23 protein-coding genes and 1 pseudogene are annotated in these 23347 nt (G+C 64.2%); 15 read left to right on the top strand and 9 right to left on the bottom strand.

From position 1 onward, the window contains the following. The 9 genes and pseudogenes from ACV1FX_RS36665 to ACV1FX_RS36625 form a co-directional block, all read left to right on the top strand. Window positions 1-147: pseudogene (locus ACV1FX_RS36665) on the top strand (DUF721 domain-containing protein); the annotation flags it as partial. 131 nt (window positions 148-278) lie between these two features. After that, window positions 279-935 (top strand): DsbA family protein, encoded by a 657-nt coding sequence (locus ACV1FX_RS36660; RefSeq protein WP_473122404.1) that lies wholly within the window; start codon window positions 279-281, stop codon window positions 933-935. A gap of 197 nt (window positions 936-1132) precedes the next feature. Further along, window positions 1133-4597, top strand: coding sequence for a chromosome segregation SMC family protein (locus tag ACV1FX_RS36655; RefSeq protein WP_473122403.1), 3465 nt, complete (start codon window positions 1133-1135; stop codon window positions 4595-4597). Window positions 4598-4731: 134 nt separating this feature from the next. Next, window positions 4732-5709, top strand: a complete 978-nt coding sequence (locus ACV1FX_RS36650; protein ID WP_473122402.1) for a small ribosomal subunit Rsm22 family protein — start codon at window positions 4732-4734, stop codon at window positions 5707-5709. Between the two features lie 158 nt (window positions 5710-5867). Further along, the gene (locus tag ACV1FX_RS36645; protein WP_027524255.1) at window positions 5868-6428 is read left to right on the top strand and encodes a LemA family protein; all 561 of its coding nucleotides are present in this window, start codon (window positions 5868-5870) and stop codon (window positions 6426-6428) included. A 32-nt stretch (window positions 6429-6460) separates the two neighbouring features. Continuing rightward, window positions 6461-7675 carry a M48 family metallopeptidase gene (locus tag ACV1FX_RS36640; protein ID WP_473122401.1) on the top strand — a complete coding sequence of 405 codons (1215 nt, stop codon included), beginning with the start codon at window positions 6461-6463 and terminating at the stop codon, window positions 7673-7675. A gap of 222 nt (window positions 7676-7897) precedes the next feature. Continuing rightward, the gene (locus ACV1FX_RS36635) at window positions 7898-8650 is read left to right on the top strand and encodes a P-loop NTPase family protein (RefSeq protein ID WP_473122400.1); all 753 of its coding nucleotides are present in this window, start codon (window positions 7898-7900) and stop codon (window positions 8648-8650) included. A 60-nt stretch (window positions 8651-8710) separates the two neighbouring features. Then, window positions 8711-9379, top strand: coding sequence for a hypothetical protein (locus ACV1FX_RS36630; RefSeq protein WP_473122399.1), 669 nt, complete (start codon window positions 8711-8713; stop codon window positions 9377-9379). Between the two features lie 85 nt (window positions 9380-9464). After that, entirely contained in the window at window positions 9465-9803 is a 339-nt protein-coding gene (locus ACV1FX_RS36625; protein ID WP_473122398.1) for a GIY-YIG nuclease family protein, read from the top strand. An 18-nt stretch (window positions 9804-9821) separates the two neighbouring features. Here ACV1FX_RS36625 and ACV1FX_RS36620 read toward each other — a convergent pair whose 3' ends face one another. The 9 genes from ACV1FX_RS36620 to petA all read right to left on the bottom strand — a co-directional run bounded on the left by ACV1FX_RS36620 (window position 9822) and on the right by petA (window position 19427). Further along, window positions 9822-10361 carry an adenine phosphoribosyltransferase gene (locus ACV1FX_RS36620; protein WP_473122397.1) on the bottom strand — a complete coding sequence of 180 codons (540 nt, stop codon included), beginning with the start codon at window positions 10359-10361 and terminating at the stop codon, window positions 9822-9824. Window positions 10362-10370: 9 nt separating this feature from the next. Continuing rightward, complete coding sequence (locus ACV1FX_RS36615) at window positions 10371-12536, bottom strand: anthranilate synthase component I (RefSeq protein WP_473122396.1); 2166 nt, start codon at window positions 12534-12536, stop codon at window positions 10371-10373. A 267-nt stretch (window positions 12537-12803) separates the two neighbouring features. Further along, window positions 12804-14000: a DMP19 family protein gene (locus tag ACV1FX_RS36610; RefSeq protein WP_473122395.1), complete on the bottom strand. Its 1197-nt coding sequence runs from the start codon at window positions 13998-14000 to the stop codon at window positions 12804-12806. Window positions 14001-14025: 25 nt separating this feature from the next. Beyond that, window positions 14026-14649 (bottom strand): hypothetical protein, encoded by a 624-nt coding sequence (locus tag ACV1FX_RS36605; protein WP_473122394.1) that lies wholly within the window; start codon window positions 14647-14649, stop codon window positions 14026-14028. Between the two features lie 100 nt (window positions 14650-14749). After that, window positions 14750-15175 carry a hypothetical protein gene (locus tag ACV1FX_RS36600; RefSeq protein WP_473122393.1) on the bottom strand — a complete coding sequence of 142 codons (426 nt, stop codon included), beginning with the start codon at window positions 15173-15175 and terminating at the stop codon, window positions 14750-14752. 481 nt (window positions 15176-15656) lie between these two features. Continuing rightward, window positions 15657-15884 (bottom strand): hypothetical protein, encoded by a 228-nt coding sequence (locus ACV1FX_RS36595; protein WP_473122392.1) that lies wholly within the window; start codon window positions 15882-15884, stop codon window positions 15657-15659. Between the two features lie 38 nt (window positions 15885-15922). Next, window positions 15923-16597 (bottom strand): dienelactone hydrolase family protein, encoded by a 675-nt coding sequence (locus ACV1FX_RS36590; RefSeq protein ID WP_473122391.1) that lies wholly within the window; start codon window positions 16595-16597, stop codon window positions 15923-15925. Between the two features lie 173 nt (window positions 16598-16770). Next, window positions 16771-18834 (bottom strand): cytochrome b/c1, encoded by a 2064-nt coding sequence (gene fbcH, locus ACV1FX_RS36585; protein ID WP_473122390.1) that lies wholly within the window; start codon window positions 18832-18834, stop codon window positions 16771-16773. Between the two features lie 62 nt (window positions 18835-18896). Then, complete coding sequence (petA, locus tag ACV1FX_RS36580) at window positions 18897-19427, bottom strand: ubiquinol-cytochrome c reductase iron-sulfur subunit (protein ID WP_473122389.1); 531 nt, start codon at window positions 19425-19427, stop codon at window positions 18897-18899. Between the two features lie 279 nt (window positions 19428-19706). Here petA and ACV1FX_RS36575 point away from each other — a divergent pair, with 279 nt between their 5' ends. The 6 genes from ACV1FX_RS36575 to ACV1FX_RS36550 all read left to right on the top strand — a co-directional run bounded on the left by ACV1FX_RS36575 (window position 19707) and on the right by ACV1FX_RS36550 (window position 23323). Continuing rightward, entirely contained in the window at window positions 19707-20165 is a 459-nt protein-coding gene (locus ACV1FX_RS36575; RefSeq protein WP_473122406.1) for a tRNA (cytidine(34)-2'-O)-methyltransferase, read from the top strand. Between the two features lie 18 nt (window positions 20166-20183). Next, complete coding sequence (queE, locus tag ACV1FX_RS36570; protein ID WP_473122388.1) at window positions 20184-20816, top strand: 7-carboxy-7-deazaguanine synthase; 633 nt, start codon at window positions 20184-20186, stop codon at window positions 20814-20816. A 31-nt stretch (window positions 20817-20847) separates the two neighbouring features. Then, the gene (locus ACV1FX_RS36565) at window positions 20848-21213 is read left to right on the top strand and encodes a 6-pyruvoyl trahydropterin synthase family protein (protein ID WP_473122387.1); all 366 of its coding nucleotides are present in this window, start codon (window positions 20848-20850) and stop codon (window positions 21211-21213) included. Between the two features lie 138 nt (window positions 21214-21351). Continuing rightward, window positions 21352-22239, top strand: coding sequence for an oxygen-dependent coproporphyrinogen oxidase (hemF, locus tag ACV1FX_RS36560; protein WP_473122386.1), 888 nt, complete (start codon window positions 21352-21354; stop codon window positions 22237-22239). After that, window positions 22236-22985, top strand: a complete 750-nt coding sequence (locus tag ACV1FX_RS36555) for an HAD family hydrolase (RefSeq protein ID WP_473122405.1) — start codon at window positions 22236-22238, stop codon at window positions 22983-22985. The genes hemF and ACV1FX_RS36555 overlap by 4 nt, the downstream gene beginning before the upstream one ends. 128 nt (window positions 22986-23113) lie before the next feature. After that, complete coding sequence (locus ACV1FX_RS36550; protein WP_473122385.1) at window positions 23114-23323, top strand: DUF2158 domain-containing protein; 210 nt, start codon at window positions 23114-23116, stop codon at window positions 23321-23323. Window positions 23324-23347: the final 24 nt, after the last annotated feature.

Genomic DNA, 23347 nt, shown 5'->3' with positions numbered 1-23347 from the left:
CCCATGTCCAGTCGCGGCCGCCCGGCGCGGCCCCGCCCGCCCGACGCCAAGGCGGTGGCGAAGGTGGCCGAGACCCTCGGCAATATCGAAGATGAACAATTGCGGGATGCGTTGGCCCGGCTGGGCGCGGCAATCAAGCGAAATTGAGCCCCATTCCGCCGCTAATCTGGAGCCGTTTTTGCGGCCCGCCATTGCCTCCATTGCGGTTTCAAGCTAGCGACAGGCCGCTCGATCGGGGAACTTTGGGCGTGCCTACGCCAATTTCGGGAGTTGGACCTTTGATGATCACCCGCCGCGTCTTCACCACGATGCTTTCGCTGACCGGACTTGCCGTGGCCGCCGGGTTGTCGCCGCTGCGGTTCATCGCCGAGGCCATGGCGCAAAGCGCCTCCGATGTCGCCAAGCCGGTATCGCTGCCCGACATGGCGCTCGGTCCGGACAACGCCGCCGTCACCATCACCGAATTCGCCTCGATGACCTGCCCGCATTGCGCGGCCTTCAACGAGCAGGTGTTCCCCAAGATCAAGAAGGAATTCATCGACACCGGCAAGGTGCGTTACATCTTCCGCGAGTTCCCGCTCGACATCAAAGCCGCCGCCGGCTCGATGCTGGCGCGCTGCATCGCCAATGGCGACGCGCCGAAATATTTCGCCGTCACCGACATGCTGTTCCGCTCGCAGGCCGACTGGGTGACGAAGAACACCACGGAGACGCTTACCCGGATCGGCAAGCAGGCGGGCCTGTCCCAGAGTCAGGTCGAGGCCTGCCTGAAGGACCAGGCGCTGCTCGACAAGATCGCCGCCGACCAGAAATATGCGAGCGAGGTTCTGAAGGTCGATTCGACGCCGACGTTCTTCATCAACGGCGAGAGGATCAAGGGCGAGACCTCGTTCGAGGAATTCGCGAAGAAGATCAATCCGCTGTTGAAGAGCTGATCTTCACGCTTTGATCCTGATTCGCGCTTCAAAAGCCTTGGGAAAAGCGCTGCTGGCCGGTTGCCCTTGAGCACCGGCACAGCCATTGTCGCTTGTGCATAAGCCGCTCTAAGCGGTAGCCCAGACACCGACATTTGCCTTCTATGGTATTGTCACGGCAGGGAGATTCGCGTCCTGCCAACAGAGAAGCGTGTTTTATGAAGATCACCCGCCTGCGCCTTCATGGCTTCAAGTCCTTCGTCGAGCCCACCGACTTCGTGATCGAAGCGGGTCTCACCGGCGTCGTCGGACCGAACGGCTGCGGCAAGTCGAACCTGGTCGAAGCGTTGCGCTGGGCGATGGGCGAGACCTCGCACAAATCTCTGCGCGCCGCCGACATGGACGCGGTGATCTTCGCTGGCTCCGGCAATCGTCCCGCGCGCAACCACGCCGAAGTGACGATGACGATCGACAACGCCGATCGCACCGCGCCGGCGGCGATGAATGACAGCCAGCTTCTTGAAATCTCCCGCCGCATCGAGCGTGAAGCGGGCTCGGTCTATCGTATCAACGGCCGCGACGTGCGCGCCCGTGACGTGCAGATTCTGTTCGCCGATGCCGCCACCGGCGCGCGCTCGCCGGCGCTCGTCCACCAGGGCAAGATCGGCGAGATCATTCAGGCCAAGCCCGAGCAGCGCCGCCGCGTGCTGGAAGATGCCGCCGGCGTCGCCGGTCTGCACGCCCGCCGCCATGAGGCCGAGTTGCGGCTGAAGGCCGCCGAAACCAACCTCACCCGCGTCGAGGACGTGATCGGCCAGCTCTCCGGCCAGATGGAAGGTTTGAAGAAGCAGGCCCGCCAGGCCGTGCGCTATCGCGAGGTTGCCGCCAAGGTGCGCAAGGCCGAGGCGACGCTGTTCCATCTGCGCTGGATCGGCGCGCATGCCGAGGTCAATGAGTCCGGCCGCACCCATGATCTCGCCGTGCGCGAGATGGCCGAGCGCACCCAGCACCAAGCCGAGGCCGCCCGCATCCAGGCGATCCGCGCCGCCGGCATGCCGGCGCTGCGCGATGCCGAAGCGCGCGCCGCGGCAGGCCTGCAACGGCTGACCAACGCACGCGAGCTCCTCGACCGCGAGGAAGAGCGCGCCAAGGAGCGCGTCACCGAGCTCGAGCGCCGGTTGGCTCAGTTCGAGGGCGACATCGCCCGCGCGCAGCAGCAGACCATGGATGCCGACGTCGCGCTTCAGCGGCTCGACGCCGAGGATCTGGAGCTGAAGGAAGAAATCAAATCGCGCGTCGAGAAGCGCTCCGGCGTCGATGAGCGCGTGTCCGAGGCCGAGGCGACGCTCACCGAGACCGAACAGCAGTTCTCCGAGCTGACCACGGCGCTTGCCGACCTCACCGCCAAGCGCAATCAACTCGAAGCCAATGTCCGCACCCACCGCGACAAGCTCGCGCGGCTCGATCACGAGATCGCGAATGTCGCGGCGGAAGAGCAGAAGCTTGCGGAGGAGACCGGCGGCTTCGGTGATCTCGACGAGCTGACCGCGGCCGTCGAGAATGCCGAACAGACTCTGGCGGCCTCGGAAGCTGCAGCCCAGGACAGCGAAGCTGCGCATGTCGCGGCTCGCCAGACGCTGGAATCCTCGCGCTCGCCGCTGAACGAAGCCGACAAGCGCGTGCAGCGACTTGAAACCGAGGCGCGCACGATCTCCAAGATCGTGAACGGCGAGACCAAGAATCTGTGGCCGCCGATCATCGACGGCATCACCGTCGACAAGGGTTTTGAAAAGGCGATCGGCGCCGCGCTCGGCGACGACCTCGATGCGCCCGTCGACCCCTCCGCGCCGATGCGCTGGACCAATGCCGGTGTCACCGAAGGCGATCCGGCGCTGCCCGAAGGCATCGTGCCGCTCTCAAACCACGTGCAGGCGCCGATCGAGCTGGCGCGCCGGCTGGCGCAGATCGGCGTGGTGCCGCGCGAGCGCGGCGCCGAGCTTGTCTCGCAGCTCAAGACCGGCCAGCGGCTGGTCTCGCCGGAAGGCGACGTCTGGCGCTGGGACGGTTTTGTCGCGGCGGCTCACGCGCCGACCGGCGCCGCGCGGCGGCTCGCCGAGCGCGCCCGTCTCGTCGACATCGAGAACGAGCTGGAGCAGGCCCGCATCGACGCGCAGATCAAGCGCCAGGCGCTGGAGAACGCGGAAGCCGAGTTGCAGATGGCCGCCAGCACCGAAGGCGCCACACGTGAGGCCTGGCGCGCTGCACAGCGCGAGCTCAATGCCTCGCGCGAGCGCCACGCCACCGCCGAGCGCGAGATCAACCGTCACGCCGCGCGCAAGTCGGCGTTGTCGGAAGCGCACAGCCGCCTCGCCGCCGACCGCGCCGAGGCCGAGGCCGCGCACGAATACGCAGCGGCCGCGATCTCAGAGTTGCCGTCGAGCGAAGACACCGAAGTCCGGCTCGCCGCCGTGCGCAGCGACATCGAGGGTCATCGCCGTATGGCCGCCCAGGTCCGCGCCGAGGCGCAGGCGCTGGCGCGCGAAGCCGAACTCGCCGACCGCCGCGTGCAGGCGATCCTTGCCGAGCGCACCGAATGGCAGAACCGCAAGGAGAGCGCGGCCTCCCATATCGACACCATCCAGGCCCGCATCACCGAGGTCTCGATCGAGCGCAGCGACCTCGAGAATGCGCCCGCCGTGTTCGCGGAGAAGCGCAGCGCGCTGATCAACGAGATCGAATACGCCGAGAATGATCGCCGTGTCGCCGCCGACGCGCTCGCCGAAGCCGAAACGGCGATGGCCGAAACCGATCGCGTCGCGAAGCTGACGCTCGAAGCGCTGTCGAGCGCCCGCGAAGCGACCGCGCGCGCCGAGGAGCGCATGGAAGGCGCACGACGCCGGCTCGAGGATATCGAGCGCGAAATCCGCGACATGCTCGAGGTCGAGCCGCAGGCCGTGGCCGGCCTTGCCGAGATCGAGCCCGGCGCAGAGCTGCCGCCGCTGCACGAGATCGAGGAAGACCTCGAAAAGATGCGCCGCGACCGCGAGCGCCTCGGTGCGGTGAACCTGCGCGCCGAGGAAGAGCTGCGCGAAGTCGAGGGCCAGCATACGGGCCTCACCACCGAGCGCGACGACCTCGTCGAAGCCATCAAGCGGCTGCGCCAGGGCATCCAGAGCCTCAACAAGGAGGCCCGCGAGCGGCTGCTGACCTCGTTCGAGGTCGTCAACAACCACTTCAAGCGGCTGTTCGTCGAGCTGTTCGGCGGCGGCGAGGCGGCCCTGCACCTGATCGAGAGCGACGATCCGCTCGAGGCCGGTCTCGAGATCATCGCCAAGCCGCCGGGCAAGAAGCCGCAGACGTTGTCGCTGCTCTCGGGCGGTGAGCAGGCGCTGACCGCGATGGCCCTGATCTTCGCGGTGTTCCTCACCAATCCTTCGCCGATCTGCGTGCTGGACGAAGTCGACGCGCCGCTCGACGACCACAACGTCGAACGGTACTGCAACCTCCTGCACGAGATGACCAGCTCGACCGACACGCGCTTCATCATCATCACGCACAATCCGATCACGATGGCGCGGATGAACCGGCTGTTCGGCGTCACCATGGCCGAGCGCGGCGTCTCGCAGCTCGTGTCGGTGAGCCTGGCAGAGGCGGTGGACATTCTCGATCAGAACGTGGCGTGAGGCAGAAGTCCTCCAACACCCATTGACGACATCATCCGCGAAGGCGGATGATCCAGTACGCTGCGGCCTCTCGGTTGAACCGCGCTGTCTCGGAGTATTGGATGCCGCGCCTGCACGGGGCATGACGATGGAAGATGATCACTCCCACCCTCCCCGCCGAACTCAAAGCCGCGCTTGACGCCAAGCTCGTCGGGGTCTCGCGCACGGATGCGGCGCGGCGCTCTACGCAAATCTCCACCACCTATCGTGGTGGCGGCGGCTCCGGCATGATCAAGACGGAAGCCGATGCACTGGCTTACGCGCTCGCTCGCATGCCGGCGACCTATGCCGCCGTTGCGGCGAGCCTGAATGCGCTGACGGAGATCGCGCCGGAGCTTGCTCCGGAAAGCCTGCTCGATGTCGGCGCGGGGCCGGGCACCGTGAGCTGGGCGGCCGCGGAAGCCTTTGCCTCGCTGCAATCCTTCACCCTGCTCGACGCAAACCGCACGTTGAGCAGCCTCGCACTCGAGCTGGCGCGGGATAGCACGCGACTGGCCGACATCAGCTATTTGCCGGGCGATGCCGGCGCGAATCTTGCGGAAGCCGCGCCGGCCGATCTCGTCGTCGCGAGCTATGTGATCGGTGAGCTCAGTGAGCACGACCAGCGCGCGCTCGGCGAGGCCATGTGGGCGAAAGCCCGCCACGCGCTCGTCGTGATCGAGCCCGGCACGCCCGCCGGCTACGCGCGCATCCTCGCCCTGCGCCAGCAACTCATCGCTGCGGGCGCACATGTCGCGGCCCCCTGCCCGCACGGCAAATCCTGCCCGCTGACAGCGCCCGACTGGTGTCATTTTTCCCAGCGCCTGCCACGCTCGCAGGCGCACCGGCAGCTCAAGGGCGCCGAGGTCCCCTTCGAGGACGAGAAATTCATCTATGTGGCGCTGACCCGCGCACCGGTCGCTGCGCGCTTTTCGCGCGTGCTGGCAGAGCCAGATATCGGCAAGGCCGAGATCACTGCAAAACTCTGCAGCGAAGAGGGCGTTGAGTTTGCGAAGGTGCCGCGCCGGGACAAGACGGCCTATGCCAGCGCCCGTCGCTGGCGCTGGGGCGATGCCGTCATGGCCGAAAGTTAACCTCGATCAGTGCTTTTCCCTTGAACTGGAATGGGTTCGCACCCGACCAAGCCTTACTTGCCTTTTGCTTGCCTTTTGCCTCCCTTCGCGAGCCGGCCTGCCGCCCGGCATGATTTTGGTCTACGCTACCCGCCTTCTTTCCCCTTCAGGAGTTCTCCATGTCGACCGGCTGGATCGTTCTCGGCGTCATCGTCGTCCTCGTGCTGTTCGCCTTCGGCGCCTACAACCGCCTGGTGGCGCTGAGCCAGCGCGTGGGTCAGGCCTTTGCCGATATCGACGTGCAGCTCAAGCAGCGGCATGACCTGATCCCGAATTTGGTCGAGACCGTGAAAGGCTACGCCGCGCATGAGCGCGGCACGCTCGACGACGTCATCAAGGCGCGCAATTCGGCGATGTCGGCGCAGGGGCCGGCGCAGGTGTCCGCGGCCGAGAACCAGCTTTCGGGCGCGCTCGGCCGGCTGATCGCGCTGTCGGAGGCCTATCCCGACCTCAAGGCCAACGCCAATTTCCAGCAGCTCGCGAGCGAGCTCTCCGACCTCGAAAACAAGATCGCGGCGAGCCGCCGTTTCTTCAACAACGCGGTCCAGGAATACAACACCGGCATCCAGCAGATGCCTGCCGCCTTGTTCGCCGGCATGTTCGGCTTCACGCGCAAGGAGTTCTTCGATCTCGGCGCGAGCCGCACCGAGGTCGAGGCGGCACCACAGGTCAAGTTCTGATCTGAAACGATAGACCGGCAGGACAGCGCGCCATGGCCGCGTATGGTCTCTACACGCATATCGCCTCGAACAAGTTTCGTTCGATGGTGCTGCTCGCGGGGCTGTTCCTGCTCATCTACGTGCTGGTCTATGCCGGCGCGCTGGTCGCCGAGGTCGTCATCAACGGCAATCAGTCCGTCGCCTATTACCTGACCCGCGCCTTGGCTGACCTGATCAAGGCATCGCCCTTCGCGACGATTGCCGCGATCGCCTGGATCGTGATCGCCTATTTCTTCCACCAGTCGATGATCGACGCCGTCACCGGCGGCCACGACGTGACAAGGCAGGAAGAACCCCGGCTCTACAATCTTCTCGAAAATCTCTGTATCTCGCGCGGCATCACCATGCCGAAGCTGAAGATCATGGAAAGCCCGGCGCTGAACGCATTCGCGACCGGCCTCAATCCACGGCAATATGCGATCACCGTCACCACGGGCCTGATGAAAGCGCTGAACGACCAGGAGATCGAGGCGGTGCTGGGCCACGAGCTGACCCACATCAGGAACGGCGACGTGCAGCTGATGGTGGTCGCCGTGATCATCGCCGGCGTCGTCGGCTTCTTCGGCGAATTGTTCTTCCGCATGTTCACGAGCTTCCGCTGGAGTTCCGGCTCCGGCGGCTCGTGGTCGTCGGGCTCGTCCTCCTCGTCATCCTCCCGCTCCTCCTCGTCCGGCGACAGCAAGAGCTCGGGCGGCGGCGCGGTGGTGGTCATCATCATCGCGGTGGTGCTGATCGTGGTGGCCTGGCTGGTGTCGCAGGTGGTCAAGCTGGCGCTGTCGCGCTCGCGCGAATTCCTGGCCGATGCCGGCTCGGTCGAGCTCACCAAGAATCCCGACGCGATGATCTCGGCGCTGCGCAAGATCGACGGCCGCGGCGAGCTGCCGGGCGCGACCTCTGCCGTGATGGAGCTCTGTGTCGACAATCCCCGCGAGGGCTTTGCCGATTTGTTCGCGACCCACCCGTCGGTGGACTCACGGATCAAGGCGCTGGTCAATTTTGCCGGCGGCCATGATCCGGGCCCGCTGCCGCCGCCGGCCGACGACGCCGAGGAATCAGGCACGCAAGCGGAACGGCAGGACAACCCGCCGGCGCTCCCGACCGGCCCGTGGAACGATTCCGGCACGCCGGCTGACGCCACGCAGGATACCGCGCCCAGCCGCTCCGGAACCCCCGTTGGCAATCCAATAGGGCCGTGGGGCCATCACTGATCGCACAATTTGCCGCCTCTACGAGGCCGGTCGTGGACAGATTTTGCTGCGATTGGGAAAAACCGCGAGAATTGCCGCAACGAGGCGCGGAGGAATTGAATTCTCCCTTGTTTCTGCCATGTTCGCGCCCAACAGCAGACTTGGGCAAGTCGGCTGGGAAAGTCGATTTGGGACCTGACCGATCGTGCATCGCGATCGGGGGCGCGCGTTTAGGGGACGTCAATGGCAAAGCCGGCAGTGGTTGTGGTGGGCGCGGACAAGGGCGGGGTCGGCAAGACCACGGTATCGCGCACCTTGCTCGATTATTTTTCCGCCAACAACGTGCCGACCCGCGCGTTCGACACGGAATCGCCGCGCGGAACCCTGAAGCGCTTCCATCCTGACATCACCGAGATCGTCGACATGACGACGACGGCCGATCAGATGAAGATCTTCGACACGCTCAATGCGGTGAGCCCGTCGGTGACCGTGATCGACGTCCGCGCCGGCCTGCTCTCGCCGGCGCTCGCCTCGCTGCGCGACATCGGCTTCCTCGACGCCGCCAAGGCCGGCCAGATCACCTTCGCCGTGTTCCACATCCTCGGGCCCTCGATCGCCTCGCTGGAGGAGATCGCCGAGACCGCAGGCTTCATGACCGGCGCGAAATATTTCCTGGTGAAGAACTTCATCAACGACACCCAGTTCTTCCAGTGGGACCAGGCGACCTACAATTCCTACTTCCACCGCATCAAGGACGCGACCGAGCTGACGATCCCCAAGCTCAACGAAATGGCCTATGAGCAGGTCGAAGTCTCGTCCGTCCCGTTCCTGAAGTTCGTCGCCAACAAGGGCACCCACGACGAAGCCGCGAACTATTCGTTCGTGCTGCGCGGCTATGTCCGGCACTGGCTGGCGAACGTCTGGAGCGAGTACGATCGCATCCGGCTGACCGACATCGTCGGCTCCAAGCCCACCGCCCGCAGCAGCGAAAAATAGTTGCGGGCAAGCCGCGGATGCGGCTGGATTGGGCGCCGGACCCGCCTGATATAGCTGCTCATGGCCGTCACGCCCGTCTACATCATCTGCTCACCCCGACCGCAGGTCGGCAAGACGCTGCTCGCGCGCCTGCTGACCGAATTCCTGCTGCTCAAGAACGGCGATGTCGCGGCCTTCGACGTCAATCTGAAAGAGCCGACACTGCTCGACTATCTGCCGAAGGTCACCGAGACGGCCGACGTCATCGACACCTTCGGCAAGATGCAGCTCATGGACCGCGTCATCGTCGATGACGGGCTTGCCAAGGTGATCGACCTCGGCTTCCACGCTTTCGACGAGTTCTTCAAGATGGCCGATGAGATTGGCCTCTTGAAAGAAGCCGCCCGCCGCCACGTGGCGCCGATGATCCTGTTCGTCGCCGACACCGACCGCGTCTCCGCGCGCGCTCACGAGATGCTGCGCGACCAGATCCCGCGGATCAACCTGATCACCGTGGACAACGAATACGTCGTACGCGGCGAACTGCCGCCGGCCATGGCCGGCGGCCGGCTGTTCCGCCTGCCGGCGCTGCCGGGCTTCCTGAAGACCTATATCGACCGGCTGACCTTCTCCTTCACCGGCTATCTGCGCCAGGAGAAAGACTCGTCGACCGAGCTGCACCAGTGGATCCGGCGGAACTACCTCGCCTTCCGTGAGCTCGAGCTCAGCCTGATCCTGCAGCGCTCCTGATTTATTTTACCCGGATAATATTGACCGGCCGGCTGGCCGCTTGTATGACCTCGCGCGACACCCTCCCCTCGCGAGACCCAAGCCCATGAGCATCGACCGCAAGGCCGCAATCGCCGCTTACAAGGAGCGCAAGACCGTCGTCGGCATCTACGCCGTCCGTTGCGCGGCGACAGGCGAAGCCTGGGTCGGCCACGCGCTGGATCTTGAGAAAGTCCCCAATCGGATCTGGTTCACGCTGCGCCAGGGCGGGCATCGCTGCCGTAGCCTTCAGGCCGCGTGGAACGCGCATGGCCAGGCGGGCCTCAGCTTCGCCGAATGCGAACGATTGGAAGAGGACGAGACGGAGGCGGCCTATATCCGCGATGCGCTTTTGAAGGAGCGCATGCTGCAGTGGCTGTCAGAGCTGAGGGCCGAGGCGATCTGAGCGCGGCGCGACGGCCGCTCAATGCCCCTCGAACGTCATCAGCGTGCGGACCGGCACGTCCATGGCGCGCAGCTTGGCAGCGCCGCCGAGTTCGGGCAGGTCGATGATGAAGCAGGCCGCGATCAGGTTGGCGCCGATCTGCCTGAGCAGCTTCACCGCGCCCTCCGCGGTGCCTCCTGTCGCAATGAGGTCGTCAACCAGGATGACGCGCTCGCCGGGCGCGACCGCATCCACATGCATCTCCATCTCGTCGATGCCATATTCGAGGGAGTAAGCGATGCGCACGGTTGTGTGCGGCAGCTTGCCCTTCTTGCGGATCGGCACGAAGCCGGCCGAGAGCTGGTGCGCCACGGCGCCGCCCAGGATGAAGCCGCGCGCCTCCATGCCGGCGACCTTGTCGATCTTGTTGCCGGCCCAGGGATGCACGAGTTCGTCGACCGCACGGCGGAAGGCGCGCGCATCCGCGAGCAGGGTCGTGATGTCGCGGAACATGATCCCGGGCTTTGGATAGTCCGGGATGCTGCGGACGCTCGCCTTCAGATCGTAGTCAAAAGTCATTGGTGCCTCTCAATCGACGCCCGCATTCAACCGAAATGCGTTCTCGACAATTCTTAAACCCACCTCGCCGCCGAGCGACATCAGCGATTCCGGGTGGAACTGCACGCCGGCGACCGGCAACGACTTGTGCTCGAGCGCCATGGCGACGCCATCCTCGGTGCTCGCCGTCACGGATAGAACATCCGGCATGCTGTCGCGTTCAACATACAGCGAATGATAGCGGCCGATCACGATCTCGTTCGGCAGGTTGCGCATCAGGCGCCCGCCCCGCACCTGCACCCGCGAGGGCCGGCCGTGGGCGGGATGCGTCAGTTGCCCAAGCTCGCCGCCAAAATATTCGCCGATCGCCTGCACGCCGAGGCAGACGCCGAACACCGGCAGCTTCTTCGCAAGCGCCGCGTCGATGGTCTTTTTGATCCCGAAATCTTCGGGCCTGCCCGGTCCAGGCGACAGCACCAGCAAATCCCATGTCTTCTGCTTGAGCATGTCGAGCGCATGCACATAGCGGACCACCGTCACGCTGGCGCCGACCTGACGGAAGTAATCCGCGAGCATGTGCACGAAACTGTCGTCATGGTCGATCAGCAGCACGTTCTTGCCCGAACCGGTCGCATCGGGCGCGAACGTCGACAGCGGCTTCGGCGGATCGCCGCGCAGCGCCTGAAACAGCGCAGCCGCCTTCACCTGGCATTCGCGGTCTTCCGCGGCGGGATCGGAGTCGAACAGGCAGGTGGCGCCGACGCGAACTTCGGCGAGCCCATCCTTCATGCGGATGGTGCGGATGGTCAGCCCGGTGTTGATGCTGCCATCGAAATTCACCGCGCCGATCGCACCCGCATACCAGCGGCGCGGCGAGCGCTCGTGATCCTCGACGAACTGCATCGCCCAAAGCTTTGGCGCGCCGGTGACGGTGACGGCCCAGGCATGGGTGAGGAACGCATCGAGCGCATCGAAGCCGGGACGCAGCATGCCTTCGACGTGGTCGACGGTATGGAAGAGTTTCGAGTAGGTCTCGATCTGGCGCCGTGCCAGCACCTTGATGGTGCCGGGCACGCACACGCGCGCCTTGTCGTTGCGATCGACGTCGGTGCACATGTTGAGCTCGAACTCGTCCTTCTCAGAGTTCAGGAGCTGGCGGATCTGCTCGGCATCGCCGATCGCATCGGTACCGCGTGCGATGGTGCCCGAGATCGGGCAGGTCTCGACGCGACGGCCGTCGGAGCGCACGAACATCTCGGGCGAAGCCGACACCAAAAATTCGCCCTCACCGAGGTTCATCAGCGCGCCGTAGGGCGACGGGTTGATGACGCAAAGACGCTGGAACACTTCAGCCGGCGAGCGCTCGCAGGGCTCGGCGAAGAGCTGTCCCGGCACGGCTTCGAAGAGGTCGCCGCGGGCAAACGCCGCGCGGGCGGTCTCCACCGTCGCCTGATATTCGCCAGGCGCATGATCGGCAAAGCCCTGCCGCGGCGTCTTGAGATACGGGCTATCAGCGGTCTCGCGCGGCAGGCCCTCGGTCGACCGGCCCTTCCAGGCGAAGTCGTAGCTCAGCACCACGCCGCGGCCGGTGGCGCGGTCATAGGCGAGCAGGCGATCGGGCACATAGAGCACGATGTCGCGCTGGTCCTTTTCGCGCGCGCGCTTCTGCACGAGGTCCTCGATCTGGAAGACGAGGTCGTAGGCAAAAGCCCCGAACAAGCCGAGCAGGCCATCGTCATTGGCGGAGAAGGCGGCGATGAGATCGCGCACCAGCGACATCACGCTGGCGCGCCGCGTGCGCTGGTCCTCCTCGACCGGTGCATCGCCGCGGACGATGTGGCCGGCAAGCCGCGAGGCCGTCTTCTCGGAGATCACCACGCAGGGCTCGCGGAGAACATCGGCAAGGAAGGCGATCAGCACCTGCCCGCGCGCGTTCAGCGCTTCCAGCTTGAAATTGACGCCCACGGTCTCGAGCTTGAGCGGCGGATCGGAGAAGCCGAGGTCGAAACTCTCGTAGCGGCCAGGCACGGTCGTACCCGACGACAGCACGACGCCGCGCCGACGGTCGAGCAGGTTGACGAGATCGTCGAGCCTGCTGGCGCCGCCGCTGAACTGCTCCGCCACGCGCGTGATCGCAAGACCCGCGCGGGTCACATAGTCGCTTCTGGCCGGGAGGGCAAAGACTGTCCTGTTCATGTGATCCTCTTGGGCTCCTCTTACGAGACTTGCCGAGGGAACGCCACACAGGACAAACGATCAGGCCGCCGCACTGCGTTGGCGACCTTCGACGATTTGGGAAAAAGAAATCGCACCGGCCACCTCTTAGGAGGTGCGCCACCAACGACGGGATGGGCGGACGACGGTGCTCATGGGGGAACTACAGACCATGGTGTGGGGGCGGCGTCAAGGGTGGCGAGGCCACCTTCGATCGCCAAAATGGGGAGGTGGCGCCGCGAAAATGCATCATGCCGGGGTCTGAATGCTGTCGCGGCCAGCGGTCGCCTCTGCTGCATGACGCTCGATTTCGGCGCGTGTTACGGTGAGCGCGGCGTTGCCGTCGGATCCGACGATGTCGGCGCGGTCGCGTAACGTCGCAACCATAGTGGCGGTCGTTCCGGAGACTACGAACCATGCCGCCCATTCATCGCCCACCTCAACTGCCGTGATCATCGCGGCTGGACCTAGATCCGACCTTCGCAGGAGCAAATCGATGGCTTCGGCGGCCAGGTTATGGTCTGCAATCCTAGAGAAATTCCCGACAGTGTCCGCACCCACGACAGATAGTCGCGCACCGACGACTGGTGGCTGGAATTTCTTCAAATTCTCAAGCTTCACTTCCTCAAGCTTCGGAATCGGGCTGCGCACGGAATATTCATAGAGTCGTCCCCCCGTGTCTTCAAAAACGCATATCCGCGATCCCTTGTCGGTGTTGACTCCGAAGGCCATACATTGCTGCCCCTCCACGTCCATGTAGCTGCCCGCCCCGACCCCGAGTTTAAGCTCCGCTGCTGCTCCGCATGCCGCGGCGATCGTGATTTGTAAGCGATCAGTCATCTGAACGCGTATCTGATGCACGCTTTGCCAAATCCGGCGCCGCGCCAGATGTGGTTGGAGTTGCGCAAGCCGGTCGATTTCGGAAGCATACTGCTCTTGCGTTACGGCGCGCAGTTCCGGCCAGCTCGTGATCCATTTGGCCGCGAGTGCGGTCATCGGCTGCTGTTGTTCCGCCGCATAGAAGCGCCTATCAAGTTCATCGAGGGGTGCAGCGCGCTCGGAGAATCCGTCCTGCGCTGCGGCCTCGCCGGGGTTTGCTTCCACCCAGGCGACCATTTCTTGCAAGATCTGATATTGCGCGCTCGCCCCCATTGCCTTCAGTGCCGCGAGCGCATCTCCAGACGTCGTTGGAAGCTGCTGGACGCCCGTGTTGCCGATGAACTGGCTATGACCGCCGTTGTCGACCTGAGCGAGATAATAGTCGGCGTGGTATGCCTGCATGGCCACCGCCGGCATTTCATGCCGCGCGTAGATGCCGACACGTTGAACTGCGTTGACGAAATCGACGACAGCACAGGTCAGATAATAAGCCTTCTCAGGGTTGCCGGCCGCTTCCAGCGCATCGCAAGGCACAACAACAGTCGACAAACGTCCTTCTACAATCATCGCACACTCCATTGCCGGCCCCTGGTCACTCGTCATCTGGCTCCGGTAACCAGTCGAATTTGCGCTTCTTACGGTCCCATTGAAGGACGCCCCTGCCGTCGCAATCCATGCACGACCAGACGACAATCGTGTTGTCCTTCCCCTTCTGGAGGGCGCCAAATTGATGATCGGCCTGCGCGGCACTCAAAAATCTGATCTTGGCCTTCCCGTCGGCAGGTTGGTCGAGGATCAGGACAAAGCTGCCCTTCTTGCCAGCACACTCCTCATAGACGCCCACCAGGGCGATCTGCTTCGTGGTCGAGCCGTCGAAACGACCCTCCACCGCGAAGGACATTTCGGCAGCCTGCATTGCATCGACGCCGCTTTCGTCGATGAGCAGCTCCTTCGGAATGAGGTCCTTGCGAAACTCCGTTGCCTTGCACCAACTCTTCCGGATCTGGCTTACGGGAATGCCGCGAACCTCCGTTGTGAACGGATGGAAGTCGGCAAGGACCCACCAAGCGGTGCTCTTGAGATCACCCTCAATCGTCACGAATGCCGGCTCAGCCCCAGCGTGGGCGATCGCAAGCAGAAAAAGGCTGGCCAGAACAACGATCCATCGCGACGCGACACCACATACGTCACGCGCAATACTTAAGACTCCAAGCATGGCCGTCCGATGCCTTTCTCGATCAGAAGATGAGGGCACACTTATCCAGCGCCCTTCAGGTCGTCAACGCGCGTCCCGCAAGGCCCGCGTACTCCCCACCCTAATACGCCCCGACCTCATATCCGATGGCCTTGAATCCGGTGTCGGGGACATAGCGGAATTCGAAGGTGAACTCGGAATTCGTGTCGTGCCAGGTCAGCGCACAGCGGCCATCGGGCAGCGACAGGAGCTTTGCGGTGTGCAGATGCTTGCGCATGAAGGGGGTGAACAGCGTGTCGTAGCGCTGCAGGAATTCAGCCTCGCTCTTGACCGGGCCGCTCTGAACGTCGTGCTTGCCTTCACCCGACCAGTACTCGACGGGAAAAGCAATCAGCTTGACGATGCGGCTCTTGTCGTTCGCATTCGCCGCGCCTTCGAAGTCGGTTCGGAAAGTCCCGAATTCCGGTCCGTCACAGGCGGGATCCTTGGCCCAGCAAGGCGCCACAAGGCAGCTGGTGAACAATGATGCGATCAGGAAGGCTTTCATGGGGGTGCCCGGCGCCAATGCGTTGGCTCCGACGCGGCAAAGTACGTGACCGCGCCAAAGCAGCTGCCCGATAGCGGGCGGCTTGCCTTGTGTCGCATCAGCGCGCCGCTGCGTTCATCCCAGATGCTCCTTAAGACTCCGTGGCCCGATTTTAGGCAAGCCCGGCGGCTTCGTGTCGGGCATCAGGACAATCATGTCAGCTCATCCGGTCCGGGCGTGTCCCGACGCGCATGACGAACGTGAACAATCACCCAGTTCGTCACCGACCACGCGGTGGTAGATCAGATATGGAAATCTTACGATCGGAAGCACCCGCACGCCCGGGATATCGGTCTCGCGCCCCAGGCCGGGATACTGCGAGAGCAACTTACTGGTCGACCGAATCCGCTGAACGACGGCTTTGCTGCGCGTTGATCGTGTCGCGCGAGATAGTCATGTATGTCGTCGATATCAATGTACGCACGCCGAGCGTACCGCAGCTTCATAGGCCGCACTTCTTCCAAAGCGCCGCCATTTCCTCGTCGCTCGCGAATTCACCCCGCTCGGCCTGTTCAACACCTTCGAGCACCGCTGCGCGATGCTCCGCGGGCACGGCAAACAGACCGCCGTCGGCTGCGACGATCTGCTCCAGCACCTCGGCAACGTAGGCCTGCCGATCCTCCGGCAGTTGCCGCACCTTTTCGATAACGTCTTCCAGGCTCTTCATCATAGGCGGAATATGTATGATAACCCGTGCCGCAAACGCCCCTACCCCAGACGCTTTTTGAAAAATTCCGTCGCGCGGCCCCAGGCGAGTTCGGCGGCTTCGCGGTCGTGCACGGCCTGGCGCTGCTCGTTGACGAAGGCGTGCTCGGCGTCATAGCGGAATAGCTCGAGCGACTTGCCGGCCGCCTTCATGGCCTTCTCGAACGCGTCGACCACCTGCGGCGTGCACCAATCGTCCTTGTTGGCGAAATGTGCCTGGAGGGGGATTTTTACGTCGGCCGGCTTGGCCGCCTGCTCCGGTGGAATGCCGTAGAACACGACACCGGCCGCAAGCTCCGGGATCTTGGTGGCGCCGATGATGGTCACGGCACCGCCGAGGCAGAAGCCGGTCAGGCCGACCTTGGCGCCGTTGCGCGCCAGGAATTGCGCGGCGCCGCGCACGGTCTGGGTGGTAGCGTCCATGAAATCGAGCGAGTTCATCTCGCGGCCGGCGGCGTCCGTGTCGTGGTAGGGCACCACCTTGCCCTTGTAGAGATCAGGCGCCAGCGCATCGAAGCCGGCGAGCGCGAAGCGGTCGCACAGGCCCTTGATCTGGTCCTGCAGGCCCCACCATTCCTGGATCACGACCACGCCCGGCGCGTTGCCGCGTGCGGCATTGGCGAGATAGCCCGAGGCATCCTTGCCGTCCGGACGCTTGAAGCTGATGACGGTGCCCATGTTTTCCTCCGACGAGTTTCTGGGGTCGTTGCGGGTATTTTGGCTGTTGTATGCGCGGGGCGCAATCCACACTCCCGTCATTCCGGGGTACGCAAAGCGCGAACCCGGAATGACGCCAACATTAAAAAAGCCCCCTTGCGGGGGCTTTTTCGTTTCTCGCGCTATCCGGCCGCTCAATGCGCGGCGGCCCAGACCTTCTTCTTGGTGAAGTACATCAGACCCGCAAAGATGATCAGGAACACGAACACCTGGAAACCAAGCTGCTTGCGCGCCTCCATGTGCGGCTCCGCGGTCCACATCAGGAACGTGGTGACATCCTTGGCGTATTGCGCGACGGTGGTCGGCGAGCCGTCGTCATAGCTGACCTGGCCGTCATTCAACGGCTTCGGCATCTTGATCGCGTGGCCCGGGAAGTACTTGTTGAAGTAGGAGCCTTCGGGGATGGTCACGCCTTCCGGCACCTTGTCCTCGAAGCCCTGAAGCACCGCCGCAACGTAGTCCGGGCCCTGCTCCTGGTACTGGGTGAAGAAGTCGAAGATGAACCAGGGGAAGCCACGGCCGTAGGAGCGCGCCTTGGTAATCAGCGACAGGTCGGGGGGCGCCGCACCGCCGTTCGCCGCGCGAGCCGCCTGCTCGTTCGGGAAGGGCGACGGGAAGTAGTCCGCCGGCCGGCCCGGCCGCTCGAACATCTCGCCCTGGTCGTTCGGACCGTCCTTGATCTTGTACTCGGAGGCAAAGGCCGACGCCTGCGCCGCGGAATAGCCGGGGCCGCCGGCTTCCGCGAGGTTGCGGAAGGCGACATAGGACAGGCTGTGACAGTTGGAGCAGACCTCCTTGTAGACCTTCAGGCCACGCTGGAGCGCGCCGCGGTCGAACTTGCCGAAGGGTCCGGCGAACGACCACTTGATGCCCGGCGGCTTGTCGCCGCCTTCGGCAGCGCGGGCATCGCCGAGCGTGCCGACCAGCAGCGCGCCGGCCGCAACCAGCGCGACCACGACGGAGGCCACGACCTTGCCACCCTTCGCCAGCACCGCGTCCGCGATCGAGTTCGGCACCGTCCGCGGGGTCTCGATGCGCGAGAGCAGCGGCAGCACGATCAGGAAGTAGGCGAAATAGCAGACCGTCAGGATACGGCCGGCGATCACGTAGATGCCCTCCGGCGGCTGCGCGCCGAGATAGCCGAGCAGGACGCAGACCACGACGAAGATCCAGAAGAACTGCTTTGCGAGCGGACGATACTTCGACGACCTCGTCTTGGCGCTGTCGAGCCAGGGCAGGAAGCACAGGATGATGATCGCCGAGAACATCGCGATGACGCCTGCGAGCTTGTTCGGGATCGAGCGCAGGATCGCGTAGAACGGCAGGTAGTACCATTCCGGCACGATGTGCGGCGGCGTCACGCCCGGGTTCGCCGGGATGTAGTTGTCGGCGTCGCCGAGATAGTTCGGCATGTAGAAGATGAACCAGGAATAGAAGATCACGAAGCAGGAGACGCCGAACAGGTCCTTGATCGTCGCATACGGCGTGAACGCCACCGTGTCCTTTTCCGTCTTGGCTTCGACACCATCCGGATTGTTCTGGCCGGCAACATGCAGCGCCCAGACGTGCAGGACGACGACGCCGGCGATCACGAACGGCAGCAGATAGTGCAACGAGAAGAAGCGGTTCAGCGTCGGGTTGCCAACGGAGTAGCCGCCCCACAGAAGCGTCACGATGCTCTCGCCGAAATAGGGAATGGCGGAGAACAGGTTGGTGATCACGGTGGCGCCCCAGAAGCTCATCTGGCCCCACGGCAGCACGTAGCCCATGAAGCCGGTCGCCATCATCAGCAGATAGATGATGACGCCGAGGATCCACAGCACCTCGCGCGGCTCCTTGTAGGAGCCGTAGTACAGGCCGCGCAGCATGTGGACGTAGACGGCGAAGAAGAACATCGATGCGCCGCAGGCATGCATGTTGCGGAGCAGCCAGCCGTAGTTCACGTCGCGCACGATCAGCTCGACCGAGCGGAAGGCGAGATCGGCATGCGGCGTATAGTGCATCGCCAGGATCACGCCGGTGACGATCTGCATCCCGAGCATGAAGGACAGGATGGCGCCGAAGGTCCACCAGTAGTTCAGGTTACGCGGCGTCGGATAGGCGACGAACGAGGAGTGCATAAGACCAAAGATCGGCAGCCGCCGCTCGATCCATTTCAGGGCTGGATTGCTCGGCTGGTAGTCGGAGGGTCCGCTCATGATGCGATCCTGAGGAAATAAACGACGCGACGGCTCGAAGCTTCGGGCGCGGGGTCCGAAGCTCAGCCGATCTGGATTTTGGTGTCGGAGACGAACTGATACGGCGGCACCGTCAGGTTCGCGGGCGCCGGCCCCTGGCGGATGCGGCCCGAGGAGTCGTACTGCGAGCCGTGGCAGGGGCAGAAGAATCCGTCGTAATTGCCTTCATGGGCGATCGGAATGCAGCCGAGATGGGTGCAGATGCCGATCACGACCAGCCACTGCTCGTGGCCGGATTTGACCCGCGCCTCGTCGGATTGCGGATCGGGCAGGCTCGCGACGTTGACCGCGCGCGCCTCTTCGATCTGCTTCTTGGTGCGGTGGCTGATGTAGATCGGCTTGCCGCGCCAGAACACCTTGATGTCCTGGCCCTCGGCGACCGGGGTCAGATCGACCTCGATCGGCGCGCCGGCGGCAATCGTCGAGGCGTCCGGATTCATCTGGGAAATGAACGGCCAGAGCGTCGCAACGCCCCCCACTGCCGCAGCTGCCCCCGTTGCAACGAAAAGGAAATCACGGCGTGTCGGATGGTCCGCCGAAGACGCTGTCGTCACGATTCCAACCCTTTCTTCTTATGCGACCGGCGGAACCGCCCCAGGGGGCGCCCAAAGGTCCCCCGAACAGGCTGCCGGCGCCCGCGGCCCCCCGCGGCGGCAGAACTTTGCTTGATCCGCGCCAAAACGAGCGAAACAGCAGTCCAGAATCGTTCTATTGGCACCCTTGCCGGGCGAGCGCAAGCCCGCTATCGGCGCGGAAGCGTGCAATGCACGAATTCCGGGCCCACCGATGTTTTGTTGAGACAATTCCAAACGCAACCGACGCGCCGTCACGCCATGCAGATCGCACTTTTCCAGCCCGACATCCCCCAGAACACCGGCACGATTCTCAGGCTCTGTGCCTGCCTGGACATGGCCGCCCATATTATCGAGCCGGCGGGGTTTCCGGTCTCCGACCGAGCGTTCCGCCGGGCGGGAATGGACTATCTGGACCAGGTCAGCGTGACCCGTCACGACTCCTGGTCGAAATTCGAGGGCTGGCGCAGGGAACAAGGGTTCCGCCTGCTGCTGTTCACCACCAAGGGCGCAACCAATTATCTTGATTTTCGCTACCAGCCGTCGGACATCCTGCTGCTCGGGCGCGAGAGCGCAGGGGTCACCGACGAGGTGGTCGCGGCCGCCGACGCGCGGCTCGTCATCCCGATCAAGCCGGGCCTGCGCTCGCTCAATGTGGCGATGACTGCGGCAATGGCCGCAGGCGAAGCGCTGCGGCAGGTCCGCGATATTCCAATCTAGCGTTTCAAGGAGAGCATGGTGAGTTACGCGGTCAAGGAAATCTTCCTGACCCTGCAAGGTGAAGGCGCCCATGCCGGGCGGGCCTCCGTGTTCTGCCGCTTTGCCGGCTGCAATCTCTGGAGCGGCCGCGAGGCCGACCGGGCCGGCGCCGTCTGCCAGTTCTGCGACACCGACTTCGTCGGCACCGATGGCACGCTGGGCGGACGCTACGCCACCGCCGAGGACCTTGCGGCCACGATTGCCGCGCAATGGACGGGAACTGACGGTAACCGTTATGTCGTGCTGACCGGCGGCGAGCCGCTGTTGCAGGTAGACGCCCCGCTGGTTGATGCGCTACACGCGAACGGCTTCGAGATCGGGGTCGAAACCAACGGTACGATCCTCCCGCCTGACGGACTCGACTGGATCTGCGTCAGTCCGAAAGCGGGAAGCGATCTCGTCGTACGGCGCGGGCACGAGCTGAAGCTGGTCTATCCGCAGGCACAGGCGCTGCCGGACGCTTTCGAAGACCTCGCCTTCGAGCGGTTCTCGCTGCAACCGATGGACGGGCCGGACGTGGCCGAGAACACCGTCCGCGCCATCGACTATTGCCTGCGCCACCCGCAATGGCGGCTCAGCGTGCAAACACACAAGACGCTCGGCATCAGGTAGCTCGGCATCAGACAGGACTGACGTTCACAAGATGTGGGAATTGACCAAATCATTTCGCTTCGAGGCGGCGCATACGCTGTCGGGCACGACCTTTGGCGAGGCCAGCGAAGAGATTCACGGCCACTCCTTCCGCGCCGAGGTGAGCTTGCGCGGCATGCCGGATCCCAAGACCGGCATGGTGGTCGATCTCGGCCTGCTCCAGCGCGCGATCGAAGACGTGCGGCTGACGCTCGACCACAAGTTTCTCAACAAGATCGAGGCGCTTGGCACCCCGACGCTGGAAAACCTCTCGCGCTTCGTCTGGGAGCGCCTCGAGCATCTCGGCGGACTGACCCGCGTCAGCATCCACCGCGACAGTTGCAACGAGAGCTGCACCTATTACGGTCCGCAGGGTTGAAAATACGTAGGGTGGACAAAGCGAAAGCGTGCCCACCTCTTCGGCGCCGCAATGACGGTTGCAGAAGTGGTGGGCACGGCGCAAGAGCGCCTTTGCCCCCTACGCGACACTCCGCTTGGCTAGCGACGGGAATTGCATATGGACGTTTCGCTGATCGAGGATCGCAAGGCACGCGCGCGGAGCTGGTTTGAGTCTCTGCGCGACGACATCTGCGCAAGCTTCGAGCGGCTCGAGGACGACGCGCCGCAAGAGCTCCATCCCGGCGAAGCCGGCCGCTTCAAACGCACGCCCTGGCAGCGCACGGACCACTCCGGCGCGCCCGGCGGCGGCGGCGTGATGTCGATGATGTACGGCCGCCTGTTCGAAAAGGTCGGCGTGCACTGCTCGACCGTGCATGGCGAGTTCGCCCCCGAGTTTCGCGCGCAGATCCCGGGCGCGGCGGAGGATCCGCGGTTCTGGGCGTCGGGCATCTCGCTGATCGCGCATATGCGCAATCCGAACGTCCCCGCCGTGCACATGAACACGCGCTTCGTCGTCACGACCAAAGCCTGGTTCGGCGGCGGCGCCGATCTGACGCCGGTGCTCGACCGGAGGCGCACGCAGGAGGATGCTGACGCGATCGCCTTCCACGGCGCGATGCGGGAAGCCTGCACCGGGCCGAACGGCGTTGCCGACTACGACAAGTACAAGAAATGGTGCGACGAGTATTTCTATCTGCCGCATCGAAAAGAGGCCCGCGGCATCGGCGGCATCTTCTACGACTGGCACGACAGCGGCGACTGGGAAGCCGATCTCGCCTTCACCCAGGACGTCGGCCGTGCCTTCCTGAAGATCTATCCGGAGCTCGTGCGGCGCAATTTCGCGACCGCCTGGACGCAAGCCGATCGCGAGGAGCAGCTGGTCCGGCGCGGACGTTATGTCGAGTTCAACCTGCTCTACGACCGCGGCACCATCTTCGGGCTGAAGACCGGCGGCAATGTGGATTCGATCCTGTCCTCGCTGCCGCCGGAAGTGAAATGGCCATGATTTCGATGAAGACCGCAAAGCCCCTCCCCCGCGCCATGCTGATCGACATGGACGACACCATCCTCTCGGCCTATGGCCGTCCCGAGATCGCCTGGAACACGATCGCAACCGAGTTCGCCGCCGAGCTTGCACCGCTGCAGCCGGAAGAGGTCGCCGCAGCCGTTCTGACGTTCGCGCGGAATTTCTGGGCCAATGCAGAGGCCGCCTGGCGGCTCAAGCTCGGCGAGGCACGGCGGCTGTCGGTGAAGGGCGGCTTCGCCGCGCTCGCCGCGAGCGGGCATCGCGCCCTGCCGGACGACCTCGCCATTCGCCTCGCCGACCGCTTCACCACCTATCGCGAGGAGGAGATGTTCGTCTTTCCCGGCGCGCACGAGGCGATCGACCGGCTGAAGGCGCTTGGCGTCAAGCTCGCGCTGGTGACCAATGGGGCTGCCGACATGCAGCGCGCCAAGGTCGAGCGTTTCGAGTTGACCCACCGCTTCGATCACATCCAGATCGAGGGCGAGCACGGTTTCGGCAAGCCCGAGGAGCGCGCCTATCTGCACGCGATGGATGCGCTCGGCGTCATCGCCGATGATACCTGGATGATCGGCGACAATCTGGAATGGGAAGTCGTGACGCCGCAGCGCCTCGGCATCTATTCGATCTGGATGGACGTGCATGGCGAGGGCCTGCCCGAAGACTCGACGGTGAAGCCCGACCGCATCATCCGCTCGCTGACCGAGCTGGTCCCGCACGCGGACTAACTGCGGCGAGATCGCGACAATCCACAGGAGTTAATGAGCGCCATGCTCGCGGGCAGCCGCCCGTGATCGGCATGTCATGACGGCTTGCTAGCCTCACGCCCGCGTCGATCAACTCGGAGGACAAATCCATGGAACTGAAAGCCGGCGATGTCGTGATGCTGAAATCCGGCGGCCATCCGCTGACCGTCGTCGATGTCAAGGAGGAGGACGTGCTCTGCCTCTGGATGGGCATGGAAGGCAACCTGTTTCGCGAGACGCTGCCGCTCGCCGTGCTCGAACAGGCCGGCCCCGAAGAGGACGACGACGAGGATGAGGAAGAGGACGACGACGAGGAGTAGGCGCAGCGGCCTGATGAGCTCAAG

It is taken from the genome of Bradyrhizobium ingae, from assembly GCF_055791185.1.
This window is presented reverse-complemented; position numbering and strand designations above follow the sequence as displayed.